Consider the following 21,601-nt stretch of genomic DNA (forward strand, 5'->3'; position numbering starts at 1 on the left):
TATCTTTGTGAGAAACACTACAAATATGTTATCAAAATCTATAGAAACCGCACTAAATAAGCAAATTAGAATCGAAGCTGAATCCTCTCAAGCCTATTTGGCTATGGCTATTTGGGCAGAAGTAAAAGGCTTAGAAGGTATTTCTAGTTTTATGTACAGCCAATCTGATGAAGAGCGCGAACACATGCTAAAGCTCGTTAAATTTGTTAACGAACGTGGTGGACATGCACATATTTCTGAATTAAATGCTCCAAATGTTAGTTTTGACTCTTACAAAGTTATGTTTGAAAAACTATTGGAACATGAAATTTTTGTATCTGAAAGCATCAATGACTTAGTTCATATCTCTTTACAGGAAAAAGATTATGCTACACACAATTTCTTACAATGGTATGTGTCAGAACAAATTGAAGAAGAAGCTATGGCTAGAACAATCTTAGATAAAGTAAAAATGATTGGAGATGACAAAGGTGGATTATATTTATTTGATAGAGATATAAAGCAACTCACAGTTAGCTCAGCTGCGGATACACCTGAGGCCTAAATGTTAAATAGTATTTAGATTAAATATAAATAGTTATTTTTACCTTGAAAACTTAAAGATTTCCTTTTACAAGGAAACTAAAAATGGGCAAAAAGAAGAAAAACAAAAAGCTAAAAAACAACGCATTAAAATTCTTGAGGCTTCTGGTATTGAAACACTTGGACATGTAAAAACCAAGTGCTGTAAAAAATATAAAAAAGCCGAAAACAAGCGTTGTAAAAAATGTCCTTGTTTTGATTTATTAAAAAAGGTGGCTTAAACTAAATACGTAATAAACTTCAAATCTACAATAGATTTACAAACGGCAACAGCAACCCTATTGGTTGCTGTTGCCGTTTTTTTATAGACTTTCCTAAATCATAAAAACACGTTATAACTACAATCTATAATTACGGGGTGCTTATCTTCAATCATTATACTTGTGTTTTATGTTGTGAGCATTAACAATGCAAAAAAATTAACTATTGAACTCACTCAAAAAATAGAATTAACGCATTAAAATCATCTTTAATTCTCTTAAAACAAATTAAAAGTCACACCTAAATATTTTAAATGTATATTTATCATAATTCTATTTTTATGTGAAAATATATAAAAGTCACACCTTTATAAACAAAAAGAATAAAGCCTAAAATTATTTAAAGTTTGTTACTTGTTTCTAAAGAAATATATTGAAATGATTGCATCAGACCAATTAGTCACCTACATGTGGATTTTATTAGCAGTTTATGCTGCTGTAATCTTATTTTTTGTAATCCGAGGAGCTCGGAAAAACACAAGTATCAACGATTACGCTGTAGGTAATATTGGGTTTCCTTCTTGGGTTGTTGGTCTATCCTTAGCAGCTTCTATGACCAGTGCTGCGACTTTTATTATTAATCCGGGCTTTATTGCGCTCTACGGCATTTCAGGAGTTATTTCTTTTGCCTTGGTATTACCAATAGCAGCATTTATTTCATTAATCGTATTTACAAAAGGCTTTGTAAAACAAGGTAATGCCGTAAAAGCAACAACCATGGCGCAGTGGATTGGCAAACGTTATAATAGTAAAAATTACGCTTTTTTCTTTGGCATTATTGCACTTTTACTCATAACGTTTATTGTGCTTATTAATGTTGGATTAACGCAAGTGATTTCAAAATCCTTAAATGCCGAACCTTTTTATGTTTTAATGGGTATAACAGCTTTTGTATTTGGCTATATGATGTTTGGTGGAGCGAATTCTATGGTTTATACCAACACCATTCAAGCCATAATAATGTGTATCGTTGCCCTTATTTTAATTGGCTCCGGTTCCGACTATTTTGCAGATGGCATTACTGGTTTCTTCGATAAATTAAATACCATAGATCCAAATCTTACAAAACCAACAAACCCTTCGAGCTTTCTATTTCGAGATTATTTTGAAATTATTGTTACTCAAATCGTCATTGGTGTTGCTATTGTTTGTCAGCCTCATATTATTACAAAATCGCTATTACTAAAAGATTCAAGCAAAATAAACACTTATCTTTTTAGTGGTATAGCTTTTATGATTGTGTTCTTTTTAGTGGTCATTGTCGGTTTATATGCACGAATCAGTTTCCCAGATTTAATGGTTAACGGAGAAAAACTACGAATGGATGAAATTATCCCAACTTATGTGGTTACCAAGTTCTCGGTAGGCGTTGGCTTGGTCATTGTCGTTGGATTAATTTCAGCAGGACTTTCGACTTTAGAAAGTTTAATTCAATCCTTATCCATAACCATTACTTCAGATATCATCAACCCTTTGTTAAAGGATAAGTTTACTAAACATACTGTAAGCATTAATAAAGTGGTGATTATTGGTTTAGGGATTGTGAGCTTTCTATTAAGTTGGGAACAAATTAAAAACCCAGATGTCAGTGTCGCTATTTTTGCTCAAAATGGTGTGTATGCTTACTTTGCTGCTGCTTTTGTACCTGTTTTGTTTGGTACATTTTTAAAACACGTATCCATTCGGTCGGTGTTTATTGCAAGTATCACAGCCATTGTAGTGCATTTTGGCATTTATTACGGTAGAATTACACCATACATGCAAGAACCTGTAAATAATCCTGGTGTTTCAGCAGCTATCGGAATTATAGTATCCTTAATTGTAGGTTATAGTATTTATAAAATAGATTCAAAAAAAATAGAACGTGGACACGCTAGATTGGACAGCTAAATGGGCAGATTATACGCCAGAAAAAAACGCGCTTACATCATATGACGCTAACAAAAGCTATACCTATAGCGACTTACATTGTTATGCCAATAGGTTAATTCAAAAATTTACAGCACTAAATCTCGAAGAAGGAGATCGAATTGCCGTTTTAGCCGATCACAGCTTAGAGTACATTGTGCTTTTTGTAGCCTGCCAGCGTATGGGACTCGTTATTGTCCCCCTTAATTATCGTCAATCTGTAAGTGAAATATCCAAACTGGTAATAGATTGTACACCTAGCCTATTTATTCATAATGCAAACCATAAGGATAAAGCTGAACAATTACCCATTCAAAATTTAAAAGTAACTTCCTTTGAAGCCTTAGAAGCTTATTTCAACACTTCGAGTTTCACAACCACCAAAACCTTCCAAATTAAGGAAAACAATCCATTATTTATATTCTACACATCAGGAACAACAGGCACACCAAAAGGCGTTATTTATACCAATAAAATGCTCTTTTGGAATAGTCTAAATACTTCGATGCAGCTGGGAATTACATTTAGAGATTCTACAATAAACACATTACCTCCTTACCATACCTCAGGATGGAATGTTTTTGTCACTCCATTATTACACAAAGGTGCTCATATTGGTATGTTAGAAAAATTTGATGCCGAAAAAATATTATGCCTTTTAGAACTCAACAAAACCACTTTATTTATGGCATTACCCACTATGCTATTAATGATGCAAAAAACGCCTGTTTTTAAAGAGGTCAATCTTAAAAAATTGCGTTATATCATTTCTGGTGGTGAAAAAGTACCATCAGAACTCGTTAGTTTCTGGAAAAACGAAAAAAATATTTATATAAGACCAGGTTATGGTTTAACTGAAGCAGGACCAAGCATTACCTCCTTGCACCATAATATGGCAGAGCTAAAACCAAACTCCATTGGCAAACCTAATTTTTATTTAGATCTTAAAATCGTGAATCAAAATGGAGAAACCGTTAAAGCAAATGAAGTTGGAGAACTCTGTATAAAAGGAGATATTGTAACGCCAGGTTATTGGAATAATTCGGTTAAAACAAGCAACAAAATAAAAAAGGGTTGGCTATTTACAGGTGATTTTGCTTATAGTGATGCTGACGGTTTTTTATATATGAAAGGCCGAAAAAACGACATGTATATTTCTGGAGGAGAAAATATTTATCCGCAAGAAATAGAAGTTCAATTAGAGCTTATTAAGGACGTAAAAAAAGCGGTTGTTCTAAGTATAAAGGATGAAAAATGGGGAGAATGTGGCATAGCATTTGTAACTTCAGAAAGCGAAGCCCTTACCGTTTTAGACATACGTAAAGAACTCACAACAAACTTAGTGGCTTTTAAACACCCAAAGTATATATTTATTTTAGACGAAATTCCATTAACGAGTTTAGGAAAAGTATCCCGAAAAAAACTCTTTAAATATTTTAACTCCATAACATCGGAACAATGATCAAAACAATGAAAAGACTTAGCATACTATTACTATTTACACTAATTAACACCACTGTATTTTCCCAAAACTCCAAACAACTCATGAAAGATATACTTTCGGAATACAATTTTAAAACCCAATCTACAACTATAGATAGTTTAGATATCAGTTATATCGAAGAAGGGAAAGGACCAAAAACATTACTTTTTGTACATGGTTTAAGCAGTAATTCTGATGCTTGGGCAAAAAATATTGCACAGCTAAGAAAAAATTATAAATGTATTGCATTGGATTTACCAGGTTATGGTAAATCCTCTATACCCGAAGCGGATTATACACCAACGTATTTCGCTGAAATTCTATATAAATTCATTGAGAAATTAGAATTAAAAAACACCATACTTATTGGGCATTCTATGGGAGGACAAGCCAGCATTAAATTTGCAACAACGTATCCTAATGCTATAGAAAAACTAATTTTAGTAGCACCTGCAGGTCTCGAACAATTTTCAGAAACTAATGCTCAGTTTATGAAGGCTTTTTTTACACCTGAATCTGTAAAAAACACATCCGAAGAACAAATAGAAAAAAATTACGCGCTTAATTTTTATGTTCAACCTAAGGATGTTTCTAAAATGATAAACGACCGAAATAGAATTAAAGAAGCTTCAGATTTTGAAGCCCATTGCAAGGCAATTGTTAATAGCATTTCAGGAATGTTAGATGATACTGTTATTAATGACTTAGAAGCGATTTCACAACCTACCTTAGTTCTTTTTGGTGATAAAGATATGCTTATTCCCAATCGTTATTTTAACCCCAATCTAACTGTTGAAACTGTTGGAGATATTGCAAAGGAACATATCCCTTCCGTAACCGTTACCTTTATAAAAGAGGCAGGTCACTTTGTTCAGTTTGAAAAACCAACAAAAGTTAACACGCTTATTCAGCAATTTGTAAATTAAGGATGAAAACGAAGCTTAAAAAGTTTACAGAGTTTAGTAAAACCATTCTACCAAATGAAGCCAAATATCTTGAATCGCGATATCAGTTTACAGATGATGAAAAGCTTGAAATAATTAAACGTCTCATCGCTAATGCACTGTCTAAAAACAAGCGTATAGATTTTGATGCCAACATTAATAAGCGCAAATATTCATACATAAAAGATTGGGTTGAAAAAAAATTGAGAAGCATCGATGTTGATGCAACCATTGCGTGGATTATGTCTTTAAAAGAAAAGATTTTAACAGACGCCATCTCCGCTCACGAAGAAAAAGCCTTTTTACATTACATTTCAGCCTATAAGAGCATTGAATTTAACTTTCAGAATTTATATGATCTAGCCAAAGAATATAAATCTTATCTATTGGTAAGAATGCGCTATAAAGACCATAAAATTGTAGCCGATTTTTTAGAGGCTTATTTAGACAGTTATACCCAAGCCAAAGCCACTAAAGACAAACTTTACGACGCCACTACAGAAATCACCAACCAATACACACTTAATAATAACGAAACAAAACATTTAGAAAAATGGTTACTTCATGTTTTTAAAAGCGAAGACATTGATGGCAAAAACAGGTACCAAGCTTTTGTTTTATTAGCTTTTATGTACACTAATTACAATGAGAATGATAAGCTAAAAGCTATATTTGATCAAATTGATTATTACTTCAGTCAAGGAGAAATGTACTCTAGACGCTTACTTTCTAATTATTATGCGAGTCGTGTTTTGCTACATTCTAAACAAGATGAATTTGAAGAAGCTGAATTTTATGGCTATCTATCCATTCGACAAAACAACAATGACACCTTAATGTATGTCAACAATTTGGTTGCTATTTTACTACGAAACAACACACCCGAAAAAGCATTTTCACTATTAGAAAAACATCATACTTTATATAAGGAAACGCATAATTATCATCAAAAAATAGGATATTGTTCTTATCAAATCCGCGTCCTCTCTGAACTTCATAAAAACAAACTTGCAGAAGCGACAGCGAGAACCTTTCTACGACAATATAAAACCGAAGTTTTAAACCATCGTTGGCATCACTTTTTTACATCTTATTTTAATGTCTTAATAATTCAAGAAAAGTACGAGGATGTTTTAAAACTGTCTTCAAAATTCAATCTCATAGAAAAGGAAACTGAACGTCAAAAGCAAAGTAACTATGTACCTAATATTTCATGGAGCATCTCACTTTCTCGATATATGGAAGGGAAAATAAATTCCTCTCGTTTATTAGAAGAAATTAAAGCACCCCTTAAGAACATTCAACCTTCAAAAAATCAAAAACAATTGATGATTAAGGTGATTGATAGACTTTCAAACAACCTCCCTGAAGCTTTTTTAAAATTAAAGTCACACATCTAATTATTTACAGTAAAAACAGAGCTTATTCTATACAATCCATAATTTATTAGCACTTAATTTACAAAAGTCACACTAATAAGGTTATGTATTTATCAATATTTAATTTGTTTTTCATAATAGATTGCCATTCAAACTAACTTAATCAATAGTCACGAATTATGAAAAAATTATTTTTTTTACTAACCCTCATTAGTTCCTTTATAGCTACTGCCCAAGAAACGGGTAGTATTAAAGGAATAATTACAGAAGAAAGCGGTATACCGTTATCTGGCGCAACTGTATACATTAAAGCCTTAGACAAAGGAACAGTAACCGATTATGACGGGAAATTTATTCTAGAGAACATTGCAGAAGGTACATATGACATTTCTGTTTCTTATGTTGGATACGGAACTTCTACTACAAGCATTTCGGTAACAGGCGGGAATGCAACCTCACTAAATCTGAAGCTAAATGAATCTAATAGTCTTTTAGACGAGGTGATATTAACAGCAAATAAACAACCTCAAAAAATAACCGATGTCCCTGCAACCGTCAATGTTATTACAGCTAAAGATATTGAAGAGTTTCCAAGTTTTAATATTGGTGAATTAGCAGCAAGACAAAAAGGAGTTGACTTTGTTAGAAGTGGTGTTTTAGGAACCGGAATTAACATTAGAGGGTTTAATTCGGCGTTTAACTCTAAAAACTTACAAGTTACTGACGATAGATTATCTACATTAATCGCAACAGGCTTACCAATGGGCTCCTTCTCTACGGTGACCAAAGATGACATTGCACGTGTTGAAATTTTATTAGGACCAAACGGAACGCTTTATGGACCAAACGCACACAACGGTTTAGTAAGTACAATTACTAAAAACCCAAGACAATCTGAAGGAACGACTGTAGCTTTAGGTTTTGGTAATCAAAGTGTCTTTACCACGCGATTAAGACATGCTGAAGCCATCAATGACAAATTTGCTTATAAGTTCCATTTTGAACATTCACAAGGTAAAGAATTCAATTATGCAGATAGTGTTTATGTCGGCACAAAAGCCTATAAAGAATTGGAATTAGATCGCGATTTTGAATCTTCAAAATATGGTGCTTCTTTATATTACAAGCCAACAAAAGCATCTGAAATCATTGGATATTATGGACATAGTAACAATAATAATATAGGAGTTACAAGTGCTGGTCGTAATCAAATTAAAGATTGGAGTATTGATGTAGCACAACTAAAATTTGTATCTAAAAACTTTTTTGCCAACACCTATTACACGTGGAGTAATACGGAAGACACCTATGCTATGAACCAAAGAACACAAAATTATGTGTCTTTTATAGAAAATGGATTTTCTGAGGCTGAAGCACTCGAACGGTCATATACAGAACAATGGTTTCAATTTGGACCTAATCCAGGTGATGGCATTCCATTAGAACGTGGTGCCCTTTTTAAAGATGATTCACAGCGTTTTAATGCCGAAGCACAATACAATAATAATTGGGACAAACTGCATGTGACTTTAGGAGCGCAATACCAATTAGACATGGCAGATTCTAAAGGCACGTATCTTTTTGATGAAGGTGGCATTGATTTAGGTCAAACAGGTATTTACACACAATTAGAATATAAATTAGACGATTCTGGATGGGGATTTTTATTAGGAGGACGTTATGATAATCACGACTTATACGGCTCTAACTTTATCCCAAAAGTAGCCGTTACTAAAAAGCTTAACAACGGAACGTTTAGAGTAACTTATGGAAAAGGAATTGCTGTTCCTTCTATCTTAAACCTTAAAGGAAACTTGTTTGGTGGTTTAGTTATCGGAAATGGTGAAGGGTTTACATTAACAGATGGTACCAAAATTCCGAAATTAGAAGTTGAAACCATCAATTCTTATGAAATTGGTTATAAAGGTCAATTAACAGAAAAATTATTTATTGATGTTAATGCCTATTACAACCAATCGGATAATTTTATAAGTCCACTAGTTAACGTTGCAGATGCTGCAAATGGAAATAATGTAACACATGTTGGTAATACGCCTATTGGAGATCTTGTAGCTGGTTCTGATGGTTCGTATGTTTTAACCTATTTAAACTTTGGTCATGTAGATACATATGGTGCTGATATTGGTTTAAACTATTATTTCAATAACAACTTTAGAACGACTGTTAACTATTCGTACTTCGGTCGTAACTTGGATACGGATGACCTTGCTAATGACGGAAATTTAGACGGACAAGTCTTAGAAAGCGAATTACCAATTAACACTCCAAATCACAAATTTAGCGTTGGCTTTCATTATAACAAAGGAAAATTTTATGGTGCGATATACGGACGTTTTGTTGAAAAATATGATTTCTTCTCTGGTATAAATGTAGCGGCAGAAACACAAGATCAAGATGGAGATGGCATCAATGAAATTGTTGAAAATGCACAAGTCGGAAGAACTTGGAATTACGGTCAATTAGGAGGTTTCACTATAGATGCAAATGCAGGTTATAATGTTACTGATCAATTATCAATGGGTCTAAGCATCACCAATTTATTAAATGCTAAAAACAGAGAGTTTGTTGCTTCACCAATTATTGAAACATTAGTTTCTTTTGAATTAAAGTACCAATTCAGTCTTAAACAAAAGAATGCAACTGTAAACTAAGTTTCTAAGACATGTTAAAAGCACAAGTTAACGATATAGAACTAGATTATGAAGATCACGGCAAGGGGAAGGTTCTCTTACTGCTTCATGGTTTAGGATCCACTAAAAAAGATTGGGACGCACAAGTCCCATTCTTTTCTAAAACACATCGCGTAATTACCGTAGATTTAAGAGGTCATGGCGAATCTACTAAACCACAAGATGCGTATAGTGTAGCATTAATGACCGAAGATGTAAAGCAACTCTTAGACCAACTAAATATTAGTAAAGTAACAGTTGTTGGTTTTTCAATGGGAGGTGCAATTGCTTTCGAAATGGCAGCAACTCACCCTGAATATTTAGAAAATTTAGTCATCGTAAATAGCGGTCCAGATTTTAACAATATGGGTAAAATTGGAGAGGACCTTTTAGACAAGCGAACCACGTTCTTAGAAACTAAAGGATTAGAGGCTTTAGCAAAAGAAATTTCATTTAATATGTTTCCCGAAGACCATCAAATAGATCTAAGAAACGAATTTGAAACCCGTTGTAAAAACAACGATTACAATGCGTACTACAAATCATTTGTCACCTTAATGGATTGGGGCCTAGGAGAAAGACTTAAAGACATCACTACAAGAACCTTAGTTGTAGCATCAGACATGGATTACACACCTATAGTTTTTAAAGAAGCCTATGTTAATCGCATGCAAAATGCCACACTAGCTGTAATTAAAAATTCTAGACATGGAGTGGTTTTAGACCAACCCGATGCTTTTAATTTAGAACTTCAAAAATTTTTAAATCATGATTAAAACCGTTCTCATTACAGGAAGCACAAGCGGAATTGGTTTAGGCATTGCACAGCAATTTGCTAAAGAAGGTTACAATATTATGTTTCATGGTTTAGAAGCTAACGGACAAGATATAGCCGACGGTATTGCTAAAACACACCATATCAAAGTCGGGTTTTCTAATGCTAATTTATTGCAACCTGAAGCCATAGACCGTTTAGTCAATGAAACCATAGACACCTTTGGAAGCTTACACGTACTTGTTAATAATGCTGGAATTCAATTTGTGTCTCCTATTGAAGACTTTCCAAATCATAAGTACGAAACTATTATAGCCATAAACATGAACGCTGTATTCTATGCTTCAAAAGCCGCATGGAAGCAGATGAAAAAACAAAACTTTGGAAGAATAATCAATATATCTTCCGTACATGGCTTAAGAGCATCAGAGTTTAAATCAGCTTATGTCACTGCAAAACACGGTGTTATTGGCATGACCAAAGTACTCGCCTTAGAAGGAGCCGAATTTAATATTACCTGTAATGCTATTTGTCCTGGCTATGTAAAAACTCCTTTAGTTGAAGGCCAAATAAAAGACCAGGCTAAAGCACACCATATGACAGAAGACGAGGTTGTAGAAAAAGTGATGCTTAAAAAACAAGCCGTAAAACAATTTGTCCCAATTGAAGCCATTGCAGATATGACCATTTTATTAGCGAAAGATAGCTCAACAACCATAACCGGAACATCATTTGCTTTAGATGGAGGTTGGAGTGCTCAATAATTGTTAGAAACTGTAATTTATATGTCTGTATTTTTATAAACTTCTGCTATTTATAAAATCATACATTTAATAAAAAATAGGCATCAGAACCTTTAAGTGTTAGTCTAAAAATCTGGTGCCTTTTTTTCTTTATTTAGAGCGCTTCACAAATAATGCTCATGTTTTGTAATTTTATAGCTACTTATTAGACTTAGTAGCTATGACTCATACTTTTAAAGAATTTTCAACAAACGCTATTTTCAACATTGGAAATGAAAACGACTTACTTTCTTTTCAAAAAGCGAAGCAGTGTGAGCTTTATACGTTTATTTGGGCAAAATCAGAAGCCATTCATCTTATTATTGATAGTGTTCCACTAACCATCCAGCCCCATAGTATTTTAGCTTTAACACCTATTCAATACCTGCAATATATAGACGGTAAGGATGCTATTGTTTATCAATTTAACAGAGAGTTTTATTGTATTAAAGATCACGACCAAGAGGTGAGTTGTGTAGGAATTTTATTTTTTGGAAACACAAATATTCCAATCATTCATTTAGACCCTATTGAACAACATAAATTTCTGACGCTTCATGACGTTTTTATAGACGAACTAGAAACTGAAGATACTATACAAGCCGAAATGCTTAGAATGTTAATGGCACGGTTTATTATTAAAAGCACACGATTATTAAAGGCTAAAGAAGGTATCATTGAAACGCCAAAAAGTTCTAAAGTCGATTTACTACGTGAATTCAACTTTTTAGTAGAGCAACATTTTAAAACAGAACACAGTGTTACATTTTATGCTGAAAAACTATTTAAATCTCCAAAAACCTTATCAAATAATTTTGCCAAACTAAATAGAAGTCCTCTACAGATCATCCATCAACGTATTGTTCTAGAAACGCAGCGTCAATTAGCTTATACTGATAAAACAGCAAAAGAAATAGCTTATGATATTGGTTTTGAAGACGCTTCTCACTTAAGCCGTTTATTCAAAAAACACACGTCGTTATCTCCTTCAGACTACAAAAAGAGGTTAAATTCGTTTAGTTAGGAAAAATTGACAAGCCATAGGGCAAATTCTTCATTTTACAGCACTTCCTTCTAACGCATCTTTGCATTGTAATATTAAAACAATAACAAGATGACACTAAAAAACAAATCCATATTTAATCTCATTGAGATATTTATAAACAGGCCTAAAAAGCTAATAAATACTATTAACACAGAAACACACTGTGCTCAAAAACACATTCACGATTACTATTGTGATGCTGAAAAACCATTTTTAGGTTAAACAAAAACAAAGGAATAAATGACATGCTTTAGGGAATTACAAGCATTCTTTAGCACTGAAATTTCAAGCACCTTTGTACTAACAAAAAAATCAAAACAAATAATTATACAATCTGAATTCATTTCAGAATAAAAATTTAAAATTATGAATACATTTAATGTGCCATCAAGAGAAGACGTAAGTACTAATAACCAAGCTATTTTCGACAACTTAAATAAAGCTTTAGGCTTTGTACCGAATTTATATGCTACTTACGCACACAGTGATACCGCTTTAGAAAACTACCTAACATTTGCCAATGCTAAAACCTCTTTATCTGCTAAAGAAAAAGAAGTTGTAAACCTCGCTGTGAGTCAGGTCAACGATTGTATTTATTGTTTATCTGCACATACAGCTATAGCCAAGATGAATGGTTTTACAGATGAACAAATTTTAGAATTAAGAGCCGGTTTTTCTAGTGTCAATGACAAATTTAATGCTTTAGCAAAATTAGCTAAAAACATTACCGATAACAGGGGAAAAACAGACAGCAGAGTTTTAGAAAACTTTTTTAATGCAGGTTACACCACAGCAAATTTAATTGATGCTATTTCTTTAGTTGGAGACAAAACCATCTCTAATTACATCCATAGTACCACTCAAGTGCCTGTAGATTTTCCTATAGCACAACCCTTAGAATTAGAAACAGTTTAATTAATAATAACATCCCATAAAAATAAAAAAAAGATGAAAAACATTATTGCACTACTCGTAATTGCATTAACCTTTACATTAACAGGAAATGCACAAGACAACATGACTACTAAAGCAACAACGGTTTCTTTAGAACAAACAAAAGGGGTCTTTACTCAAACAGAATTGACCTTAGAAGAAGGCGACTATATTTTTGAAATTGCCAATAACAATGTTGGTCAACAAGTTGGTTTTGTATTAGTTCCTAAAGGAAAAGATGCTTCTAAACCAGAAAACCATATCAAAACGGCTTATGTTACAAAAGCTGTAGAAAACAACACTAAAGAATCTAGTAAGGTAACCACATTGACTAAAGGAGAATATGTGTATTTCTGTCCTTTAAATCACACACCTCAATATACGCTAACCGTAGAATAAATCTCGTTAAAGCAATCCATTTTACAACCAAAAAAAGAGCAACCCAATAGGTTGCTCTTTTTTTTGGTTCATACAAATGATGACGTGCTATTTGCCTAACATTAAAAGCTCATTGCAAACGACTTCTGTAACATAACGTTTTATACCATCTTTATCTTCCCAAGATCGCGAAGTTAGTTTTCCCTCTACAGCTACTTCTTTTCCTTTAGCAACGTACTTCTCAACAATTTGTGCTGTTTTTCCCCAAGCTACAATATTGTGCCATTGGGTATCTGTTACTTTTTCACCTTGCGCATTTTTATAGCTTTCATTTGTCGCTATTGTAAATTTGGCCATAATTTTTCCCGACTCAAAATTAGTGATTTCAGGATCTCCACCTAAATGCCCAATCAACTGTACTTTGTTTCTTAATGTACTCATGTGTTTTATGTTTTTATGTTAAACAGTTAATACCATTGAATCACAATTAATTCAACATTGCAAAGATGGTCACACCTAAAAAAAAGACTCGGTTGTTACACATTTAAATTCGTTTGTAAATGATTGTAGTCGTTTACGAACGACTAAAGCATTGTAAAAACAGCCCATTCTTAGGACTTAAAAAAAGAAGTCAATGAAATTTTATCCTTAAATAAACACAATAGTTTTTGACATATACTACTCTGCGATTCAACACACTCTTTAACAAAGTAAATTGAATAAAAAAACTAAGAATTTATGTAAGCAGTCTAGTCCTAGAAATGAAAGTCAATCAATCTAGCATATTATAACATCGCTAAAAAAAATAAACACAGCCTAATGAACATAAGGAAGGTTCCATATCCAGCATTACTATACATCGTTTTTTTTAAACATTAACATAGCATTTATTAAATACTCCTATAATATTTATTTCAACGAGAAGTTCATTATTTGCAACATTATCCCTACTATAAAGTACCATTAGTTATAGTCTATAAACTATACGCTGTTCACTAAACAATAGATAACTCCACACCTAATTCTGCCAACCTCGTTTTAGTTTTTTCATCTATGCCCGAATCAGTAATAATTTGATCAACATCATTAAGTCCACATATTCTACCAAACCCTTTTTTATTAAATTTAGAAGAATCCGCTAGTACAATAATTTTTTGAGAAGCCTTAATCATTTCTTTATTTAAGGACGCCTCCATTAAATTGGTTGTTGTAAGGCCATAGTCAAGATCAATACCATCAACACCTAAAAACAACTTAGTAAAACTAAATTCTGCCAACATTTTTTCTCCAATAGGCCCAATAACAGAAGCAGAACTAGACCGCACCATCCCTCCTAATTGCATGACATCAATTTCTTTAATTTTAGACAAAATAATGGCCGTATTCAAAGAAGCCGTCAACACCGTTAACCCTTCCAAAGGTTTAATATGTCTAGCAAACTCAATAACCGAAGTCCCTGAAGCAATAATAATACTATCGTGAGGCTCTAAACTTCCTGCTGCAGCTCTTGCAATTTTGTTTTTTTCCTTTGTATGAAGTTTCTCCTTAATTTTTACGGGGTGCTCTGTAATATACGGATTTACAGGCACTGCCTTTCCATGGGATCGGAATAATAATTTTTTCTCTTCTAGAAGTTTTAGATCTTTTCGTATTGTAACCAATGAGACATTAAACTCTTCACTTAGATCATTAACATTTACAAAGCCCTCAACTTCTAATTTTTTTAATATAAGCTTATGACGATCTATGATATTTAGTGACATTTCAGTTTCGTTTTAAACAAAAATAAAGCTTATAGAACTTATAACGAAGACCAAACCTTAGTTTTTTTTAATTACTTACAATAAAACGAAACCAAATGTTTAATATTTCTTACAAAATCTTACAAAAAATTAAAAAAAACTAAAAATAACTTTTTTTTAGTTTCGTTTTGTTGTAGTTTTAATCACTCTTAAAACAAAATCATAAAAATCACATAACCAAACAGTCATGAATAGAGACAAAATGATAGATAAGTTAAGAAGCAATTCTACAACTTACGATTTCGTAATTATAGGAGGAGGAGCCACTGGCATTGGTATAGCCCTAGAAGCATCTGCTAGAGGATACTCTGTTGTTCTACTAGAGAAATCCGATTTCACTAAATCCACATCGAGTAAAGCGACAAAACTAATGCACGGCGGGGTACGTTATTTGGCTCAAGGAGATATTGGTTTAGTGAGAGAGGCCGTTGTAGAACGAGGGCTAATGCTCAAAAATGCCCCTCACATCACTAAAACTCAATCCTTTATTATACCAACACATGGCTTATATGATGAGATATTATATACTGTTGGACTCACTTTCTACGACCTATTAGCAGGAAAATTAAGTCTAGGACGCTCTAAACGCATTTCAAAAGCAAAAACATTACAACGTATATCCCTGATAAATCCCGATAAAATTTCGGCTGGAGTCGTCTATTACGACGGTCAATTTGACGATTCTCGTATGGCAATAAACGTTTTACAAAGCGCCACAGAGATGGGAGCTATCGTTGCTAATTATTGCTCAGTAAACAAATTAAACAAAGACAAAAATGGCTCTATAATAGGTGTTAGCGCTTATGACGAAATCAATAACGAAACTTTCGAAATAAAAGGAAAGCAAATTGTAAACGCTACTGGAGTTTTTGCAGATGACATTTTACAAATGGATTCTCCAGGCGCCAAAAAAACGATTGCCCCTAGTCAAGGTGTTCACCTTATGCTAGACAAATCTTTTTTACCTGGCGACGATGCCATTACCATACCCAAAACAGACGATGGCAGAGTACTGTTTTTAGTACCATGGCACAATAAAGTTATTGTAGGAACAACCGACACTCCTATTAAAAAAGAATCTCTAGAACCTGTTGCTCTCGAAAAGGAAATTGGCTTTATTTTAAATACAGCTAGTCGCTACCTAACCAAGGCTCCTAAACGATCAGATGTTTTAAGTGTGTTTGCCGGACTACGCCCCTTGGCTGCTACCGATGATAAAAAAAATAAAACAAAAGAAATATCTAGAAGTCATAAAATCTACTCTTCTCAATCAGGACTACTTACCATTGTAGGTGGCAAATGGACCACATTTAGAAAAATGGGAGAAGATTTAGTAAATAAAGCCGAAAAAAATCATAAATGGAAACATATTCCTACTAAGACGAAACATTTAAAAATACATGGCTATAAACAAAATGTTAACTATAATAACCCTCTATACTTCTATGGTAGCGACGAAGAACAAATACAAATCTTATCTCAGCAAAATGGATGGAACAAATCCATAAGTGATTCCATGGGAGTCATAGAAGCGCAAGTGGTGTGGGCCGTAAGAAACGAAATGGCTCTCAACGTAGAAGACTTCCTTGCTCGTAGGGTACGATGTCAATTACTCGATGCAAAAGAAAGCATTAAAATGGCGCCAAAAGTCGCTGAAATAATGTCTAAAGAATTAGGTAAAAATAAAGCTTGGGAAACCCAACAAATTGAAAATTACACTAAGGTAACCTCCAATTACATTTTATAAATTCAAATAACTAAACTAATCTAAATATGAACAATAAACTTATTTTAGCATTTGACCAGGGAACCACATCTTCCCGAGCAATTTTATTTAACCACGAAGGAGAAATAGTTAGAGTTTCTCAAAAACCGTTCGAACAAATATTTCCAAAACCCGGATGGGTTGAGCACAATCCTAATGATATATGGTCTTCTCAAATATCCGTAGCTGCCGAAGTAGTTGCACAAGAAGGAATTAACGGAAAAGAAATTGCTGCAATTGGGATTACCAATCAAAGAGAAACCGTTGTTGTTTGGGATCGTGAAACTAGTGAACCTATATACAATGCCATTGTATGGCAAGATAGAAGAACTTCACGCTATTGCGATGAATTAAAAGATGCAGGCTACACAGACACTATTAAAAAGAAAACCGGCTTAGTTATTGACGCTTATTTTTCTGCTACCAAACTCAAATGGATATTAGATAATGTAGAAGGAGCAAGAAAAAAAGCAGAAGCTGGAAAACTATGCTTTGGCACGGTAGATTCGTGGCTCATTTGGAAACTTACCAGAGGAAAAATGTTTATAACCGATGTGTCTAATGCCAGTAGAACCATGTTATTTAACATTCACACTATGAGTTGGGATGAAGAATTAATGGCCTTATTTAAAATTCCAAAAACCATGCTCCCTGAAGTTAAGGAAAGTAGTGAAATCTACGGAACAACATCAACTACATTATTTTCAACAAAAATTCCAATTGCCGGTATTGCTGGCGACCAGCAGGCTGCTTTATTCGGCCAAATGTGCACCAAACCAGGCATGATAAAAAACACCTATGGGACAGGATGTTTCTTACTAATGAATACTGGTGACAAAGCGGTATATTCTAAAAACAACCTTCTCACAACCATTGCCTGGAAAATAAACGGCAAAACCACCTATGCCTTAGAAGGTAGTGTTTTTGTTGGTGGTGCTGCCATACAATGGTTACGTGATGGACTAAGAACAATAAGAACAGCACCCGGCATAAATTATTTAGCAGAAATGGTTGAAGATAATGGTGGAGTTTATTTTGTTCCTGCTTTAACAGGTTTGGGAGCACCTTATTGGGATCAATATGCCCGTGGTGCTATGCTAGGCATTACCAGAGGCACAACAGATGCACATATTGCACGAGCAACACTAGAAGGCATCGCTTTTCAAGTCTACGATATTGTAAAGGCAATGGAAGCTGATGCTGGTAAAAAAAGTATTGAACTCAGAGTAGACGGAGGCGCTACGGCAAGTAATTTATTAATGCAAATTCAATCCGATTTATTTAGATTTAAAATCATAAGACCGAAAACTCTTGAAACCACAGCTATGGGCGCTGCTTACTTAGCTGGTTTGGCCGTAGGATATTGGGACAGTATAGACGATATTCAATCACAATGGAGCATAGATAGAGAATTCTACCCAGAAGCACCTCAAGAAAAAACAGACAACATGCTATATTACTGGCATAAAGCTGTTAAATGTGCTCAACATTGGATTGAAGAATAATAAACCAACCTATAACTTAAAAACACAAAATCATGTCAATATTAATTGCAGAAATATTAGGCACAATGATCCTTATTATATGTGGTAATGGGGTTGTTGCAAATGCCTTATTAAAAGACACTAAAGGCCACGGATCTGGATGGATAGAAATAACAACAAGCTGGGCGCTTGGTGTATTCTTAGGAGTCATCGTTGCCGGCCCCTATAGCGGCGCACATCTAAACCCTGCGGTAACCATTGCCTTAGCTACAGCTGGAAAAATTTCTTGGGCTGTGGCTCCACAATATCTTGCAGGCGAAATGATTGGAGCTATGTTAGGCGCCTTTTTCGTTTGGGTATTCTATAAAGATCATTTTAAAATTACTGATGACCAAGGTGCTAAATTAGCTTGTTTCTGTACTGGACCTGCTATAAGAAACACCTTTTCAAATTTAACCAGTGAAATTATCGGAACCTTTATTTTAATATTCGTCATATTTTATATCGCAGGCCCAACCGTTAATTTAGGAATCGAAGGAAGCGCTGAAGCCACTATTGGTTTAGGATCTATTGGAGCTATTCCTGTAGCGTTCCTTGTTTGGGTTATTGGATTAGCACTAGGCGGCACTACAGGTTATGCTATTAATCCAGCACGAGATTTAGGTCCAAGAATTATGCACTCCATTTTACCAATTAAAGGCTCGAGCGACTGGAGCTATGCATGGATTCCTATAGTAGGCCCCATCATCGGTTCTTTATTAGCTACAGGATTATACATAGCCTTAACGTAGAACAATTTTCAGATACAAAACACCATGAAAAAAATACAAATTATACTCTTAGTGCTCATTGCAGCACAAGCAGGCTATGCTCAAACAACAACCTTAAAAGAAAGTCCGTATGACTTTAATCTAGACATAAAAACAAACCACTTATGGAGAGGCTTAGTTATTACCGACAAGCCAATGGCCGCTGTTTTTTCAAAATTAAAACTAAATAAATCAGGTAGTTTTTCTACAGGTTTTTGGGGAGGAATGGCTTTTTCTAATGATGCAGACAACACATCCTATAAAGAAATTAACTATTACGTACAATATGCAAAAAATGGTTGGTCTATTGCTCTATGGGATTTATTTAACACCCGTCATGTAGAAAATCCCGATATATGGAATTACGACAAAAACACAACAACCCATCTATTAGATTTACGAACATCTTACTCATTTAATGAGCGTTTTCCATTACGCTTAGAAGCCGACGTTTTACTCTTTGGAAGTGCCGATTCTCAAACAAATGACAGCAACCAAGAACAAAGATATTCTACCTATATAGAAGCCTCTTACCCTTTGATTAGTAAATCTAAGGTTAATATCAATGCTTTTATTGGCGCAGGTTTTTCTTTAAACGGAGATACACACCTCTATGGAGACGGTCAACAAAATTTTGATTTGGTCAATGTAGGTTTTACAGCAACAAAAACTCTCAATTTTTCAGAATTAAGTATTCCTGTATCCGCAACAACCCTATGGAACCCTTCTCAAAACATAGCTAGAATACAGTTGGCAATTAGCGTATTCTAACACTACCTATTTTATCTTTGTCACCCCATAATATTCTAATATCATGGGGTTTCAACCTGCTTTAATAGAACAGAGACACCTCCAACCACCTTCTTAATAATTTATCACAACAATTATTAGCTTTCCTTACTCCTTCTTAAGACAACTGCCTTTCCTTTTTTTTATAAAATTCAATTATCAAAATTTAACTCTCATAAAACAACAGAATACTATAAAAAAAACATGATTAATCGTACATTTAGCCACAATGAAACGCATTATAAGTTATATTTACCCCGTTACAAAGACCATAAAATCTCAATATAGTGGCTTACTAGAAATCACTTGGTATAATGGCAAAAAACATCTCAATTCAAAAAATGCTAATTACAGCTACGGCTCATTGCAACGAATATTAAAATTTGGATTAAAAAACATTACGCTTTCTAAAATTAATTCTGTTCTCATATTAGGTATGGGAGGTGGAAGCGTAATCAAAACATTAAGACAAGATTTTAATTATACCAAACCGATAACCGCTGTCGAGATTGACCCCGTAATAATTGATATTGCTCAAACCGAATTTGGAATTACAGAAGACGAAACCCTAAAGATTCACTGTGAAGATGCTTATACCTTTGTAAAAAGCAATACCACTCAATTCGACTTGATAATAGTAGATTTATATATTGACTTAACCGTTCCTAATAAATTTTTAAATCTAGATTTCTGGGAGGCCGTTTTAAATGCTAAGTCTTTAAAAGGAGATATTATTTTTAATGCCGCTGTAGCGACCGATTTTACCACTTCAAATTTAAACCAAGTTGTTTCCTACCTACGTTCTAAGGTCTTTAAAATTTCTGTATTTAAAAAAGTGAATAATACCAATACTGTAATTATTGCAAGCGGTTTGTAATCAATTTATTAGTATATTGTAGCCACTTAATTTATAGAACTATGCAAAAACAATGTCTAGAGTGTGGGGACAAAATTATAGGTAGAATTGATAAAAAATTCTGCAGTGACGCCTGCAGAAACACCTACAACAACCGTATAAATAAAGACTCTAAAAACCTCATTAGAAACACCAACAACCGTTTAAGAAAAAATTACAGAATATTAGAAGAACTCAATCCAAATAAAAAAATCAAATGCTCTAGAGCCCAATTAATAGAGTACGGTTTTGATTTTAATTATTTTACTAGCATATACACCACAAAAGCAGGCACGATTTATTACTTTGTATACGATCAAGGGTATTTACCTTTGGAAGGTGAGTATTATGCTTTGGTAAAACGCGACGACTAAGAACTTCCTTTAGTTGTGCTATTCCAATTCTCACCCTTAAGTTGTAAAGCCGCTTTTAAAATATCTTTTTGACTAATTTGACCAACCAATTTTCCATTTTCCACAATTGGGAAACGTCGTCTTTTAGATTGCAAGAACTTGTTTGCAGCATCAAACACATCCATATTACCATCAATAGTTTCAACATCTCGTGCCATGCGTAATTCAACATTATCGTGTTGTAATGGCATATTATAATACCGACTTTCACTCAGCTGTTTTAAGCAATCACCTTCAGAAATAATCCCAATTAATTCTTGTTTATCATTAACAACAGGACCACCAGAAATCTTATTTCGTATTAAAGCTTCTACGACCTCTTGCACTGTTTGATCTGGTCTAAACGTTATTAATTTTGTACTCATATAATCTTTTACTTTTAACTGTATTGGGGCACTAGCATTTTGCTGCTTACGAGCTCCTTGAAAACTTTTTATAGCCATAACGTTGTGATTTTTAGATGAGTATTAATTTTAAAGTTACTG

The 21,601-nt window shown here is 33.8% G+C and carries 20 protein-coding genes; 17 read left to right on the forward strand and 3 right to left on the reverse strand.

Annotated features, from left to right (window positions below; all coding sequences use genetic code 11):
- The first annotated feature begins 25 nt into the window (after positions 1–25).
- The 11 genes from ACXGSQ_RS02475 to ACXGSQ_RS02525 all read left to right on the forward strand — a co-directional run bounded on the left by ACXGSQ_RS02475 (position 26) and on the right by ACXGSQ_RS02525 (position 13,180).
- Positions 26–544 carry a ferritin gene (locus ACXGSQ_RS02475; RefSeq protein ID WP_458628065.1) on the forward strand — a complete coding sequence of 173 codons (519 nt, stop codon included), beginning with the start codon at positions 26–28 and terminating at the stop codon, positions 542–544.
- A 676-nt stretch (positions 545–1,220) separates the two neighbouring features.
- Positions 1,221–2,732, forward strand: a complete 1,512-nt coding sequence (locus tag ACXGSQ_RS02480; protein ID WP_458628066.1) for a sodium:solute symporter family transporter — start codon at positions 1,221–1,223, stop codon at positions 2,730–2,732.
- Complete coding sequence (locus tag ACXGSQ_RS02485) at positions 2,707–4,212, forward strand: class I adenylate-forming enzyme family protein (protein WP_458628067.1); 1,506 nt, start codon at positions 2,707–2,709, stop codon at positions 4,210–4,212. Before ACXGSQ_RS02480 ends, ACXGSQ_RS02485 begins: the two co-directional genes overlap by 26 nt.
- 83 nt (positions 4,213–4,295) lie before the next feature.
- Positions 4,296–5,159 (forward strand): alpha/beta fold hydrolase, encoded by an 864-nt coding sequence (locus tag ACXGSQ_RS02490; protein ID WP_458628068.1) that lies wholly within the window; start codon positions 4,296–4,298, stop codon positions 5,157–5,159.
- 2 nt (positions 5,160–5,161) lie between these two features.
- The gene (locus tag ACXGSQ_RS02495; protein WP_458628069.1) at positions 5,162–6,577 is read left to right on the forward strand and encodes a hypothetical protein; all 1,416 of its coding nucleotides are present in this window, start codon (positions 5,162–5,164) and stop codon (positions 6,575–6,577) included.
- A 158-nt stretch (positions 6,578–6,735) separates the two neighbouring features.
- Positions 6,736–9,228, forward strand: coding sequence for a TonB-dependent receptor (locus ACXGSQ_RS02500; protein ID WP_458628070.1), 2,493 nt, complete (start codon positions 6,736–6,738; stop codon positions 9,226–9,228).
- A gap of 11 nt (positions 9,229–9,239) precedes the next feature.
- Entirely contained in the window at positions 9,240–10,022 is a 783-nt protein-coding gene (locus ACXGSQ_RS02505) for an alpha/beta fold hydrolase (RefSeq protein ID WP_458628071.1), read from the forward strand.
- Positions 10,015–10,785 carry a 3-hydroxybutyrate dehydrogenase gene (locus ACXGSQ_RS02510; RefSeq protein ID WP_458628072.1) on the forward strand — a complete coding sequence of 257 codons (771 nt, stop codon included), beginning with the start codon at positions 10,015–10,017 and terminating at the stop codon, positions 10,783–10,785. Before ACXGSQ_RS02505 ends, ACXGSQ_RS02510 begins: the two co-directional genes overlap by 8 nt.
- Positions 10,786–10,984: 199 nt before the next feature.
- Positions 10,985–11,827 carry an AraC family transcriptional regulator gene (locus ACXGSQ_RS02515; protein WP_458628073.1) on the forward strand — a complete coding sequence of 281 codons (843 nt, stop codon included), beginning with the start codon at positions 10,985–10,987 and terminating at the stop codon, positions 11,825–11,827.
- A gap of 387 nt (positions 11,828–12,214) precedes the next feature.
- Positions 12,215–12,763 (forward strand): carboxymuconolactone decarboxylase family protein, encoded by a 549-nt coding sequence (locus tag ACXGSQ_RS02520; RefSeq protein ID WP_458628074.1) that lies wholly within the window; start codon positions 12,215–12,217, stop codon positions 12,761–12,763.
- Between the two features lie 33 nt (positions 12,764–12,796).
- The gene (locus ACXGSQ_RS02525; RefSeq protein WP_458628075.1) at positions 12,797–13,180 is read left to right on the forward strand and encodes a hypothetical protein; all 384 of its coding nucleotides are present in this window, start codon (positions 12,797–12,799) and stop codon (positions 13,178–13,180) included.
- Between the two features lie 87 nt (positions 13,181–13,267).
- Here ACXGSQ_RS02525 and ACXGSQ_RS02530 read toward each other — a convergent pair whose 3' ends face one another.
- Positions 13,268–13,600, reverse strand: coding sequence for a single-stranded DNA-binding protein (locus tag ACXGSQ_RS02530; RefSeq protein WP_458628076.1), 333 nt, complete (start codon positions 13,598–13,600; stop codon positions 13,268–13,270).
- A gap of 554 nt (positions 13,601–14,154) precedes the next feature.
- Positions 14,155–14,922, reverse strand: coding sequence for a DeoR/GlpR family DNA-binding transcription regulator (locus tag ACXGSQ_RS02535; protein ID WP_458628077.1), 768 nt, complete (start codon positions 14,920–14,922; stop codon positions 14,155–14,157).
- 226 nt (positions 14,923–15,148) lie between these two features.
- Here ACXGSQ_RS02535 and ACXGSQ_RS02540 point away from each other — a divergent pair, with 226 nt between their 5' ends.
- From ACXGSQ_RS02540 to ACXGSQ_RS02565, 6 genes are all read left to right on the forward strand, one after another.
- Positions 15,149–16,708, forward strand: coding sequence for a glycerol-3-phosphate dehydrogenase/oxidase (locus ACXGSQ_RS02540; RefSeq protein WP_458628078.1), 1,560 nt, complete (start codon positions 15,149–15,151; stop codon positions 16,706–16,708).
- A 26-nt stretch (positions 16,709–16,734) separates the two neighbouring features.
- Complete coding sequence (glpK, locus tag ACXGSQ_RS02545; protein ID WP_458628079.1) at positions 16,735–18,231, forward strand: glycerol kinase GlpK; 1,497 nt, start codon at positions 16,735–16,737, stop codon at positions 18,229–18,231.
- 32 nt (positions 18,232–18,263) lie between these two features.
- A complete protein-coding gene (locus tag ACXGSQ_RS02550) occupies positions 18,264–19,001 on the forward strand; it encodes an MIP/aquaporin family protein (protein WP_458628080.1) in 738 nt (245 codons plus the stop codon).
- Positions 19,002–19,025: 24 nt separating this feature from the next.
- Entirely contained in the window at positions 19,026–19,790 is a 765-nt protein-coding gene (locus ACXGSQ_RS02555; RefSeq protein ID WP_458628081.1) for a hypothetical protein, read from the forward strand.
- Positions 19,791–20,037: 247 nt separating this feature from the next.
- Complete coding sequence (locus ACXGSQ_RS02560) at positions 20,038–20,685, forward strand: spermidine synthase (protein WP_458628082.1); 648 nt, start codon at positions 20,038–20,040, stop codon at positions 20,683–20,685.
- Positions 20,686–20,726: 41 nt separating this feature from the next.
- Complete coding sequence (locus tag ACXGSQ_RS02565) at positions 20,727–21,077, forward strand: hypothetical protein (RefSeq protein ID WP_458628083.1); 351 nt, start codon at positions 20,727–20,729, stop codon at positions 21,075–21,077.
- Here ACXGSQ_RS02565 and ACXGSQ_RS02570 read toward each other — a convergent pair.
- On the reverse strand, positions 21,074–21,559 hold the full coding sequence (locus ACXGSQ_RS02570; RefSeq protein ID WP_458628084.1) for a CBS domain-containing protein: 486 nt from the start codon (positions 21,557–21,559) through the stop codon (positions 21,074–21,076). The two genes, ACXGSQ_RS02565 and ACXGSQ_RS02570, sit on opposite strands and share 4 nt — an antisense overlap.
- Positions 21,560–21,601: the final 42 nt, after the last annotated feature.

It is taken from the genome of Winogradskyella sp. PC D3.3 (assembly GCF_054366245.1).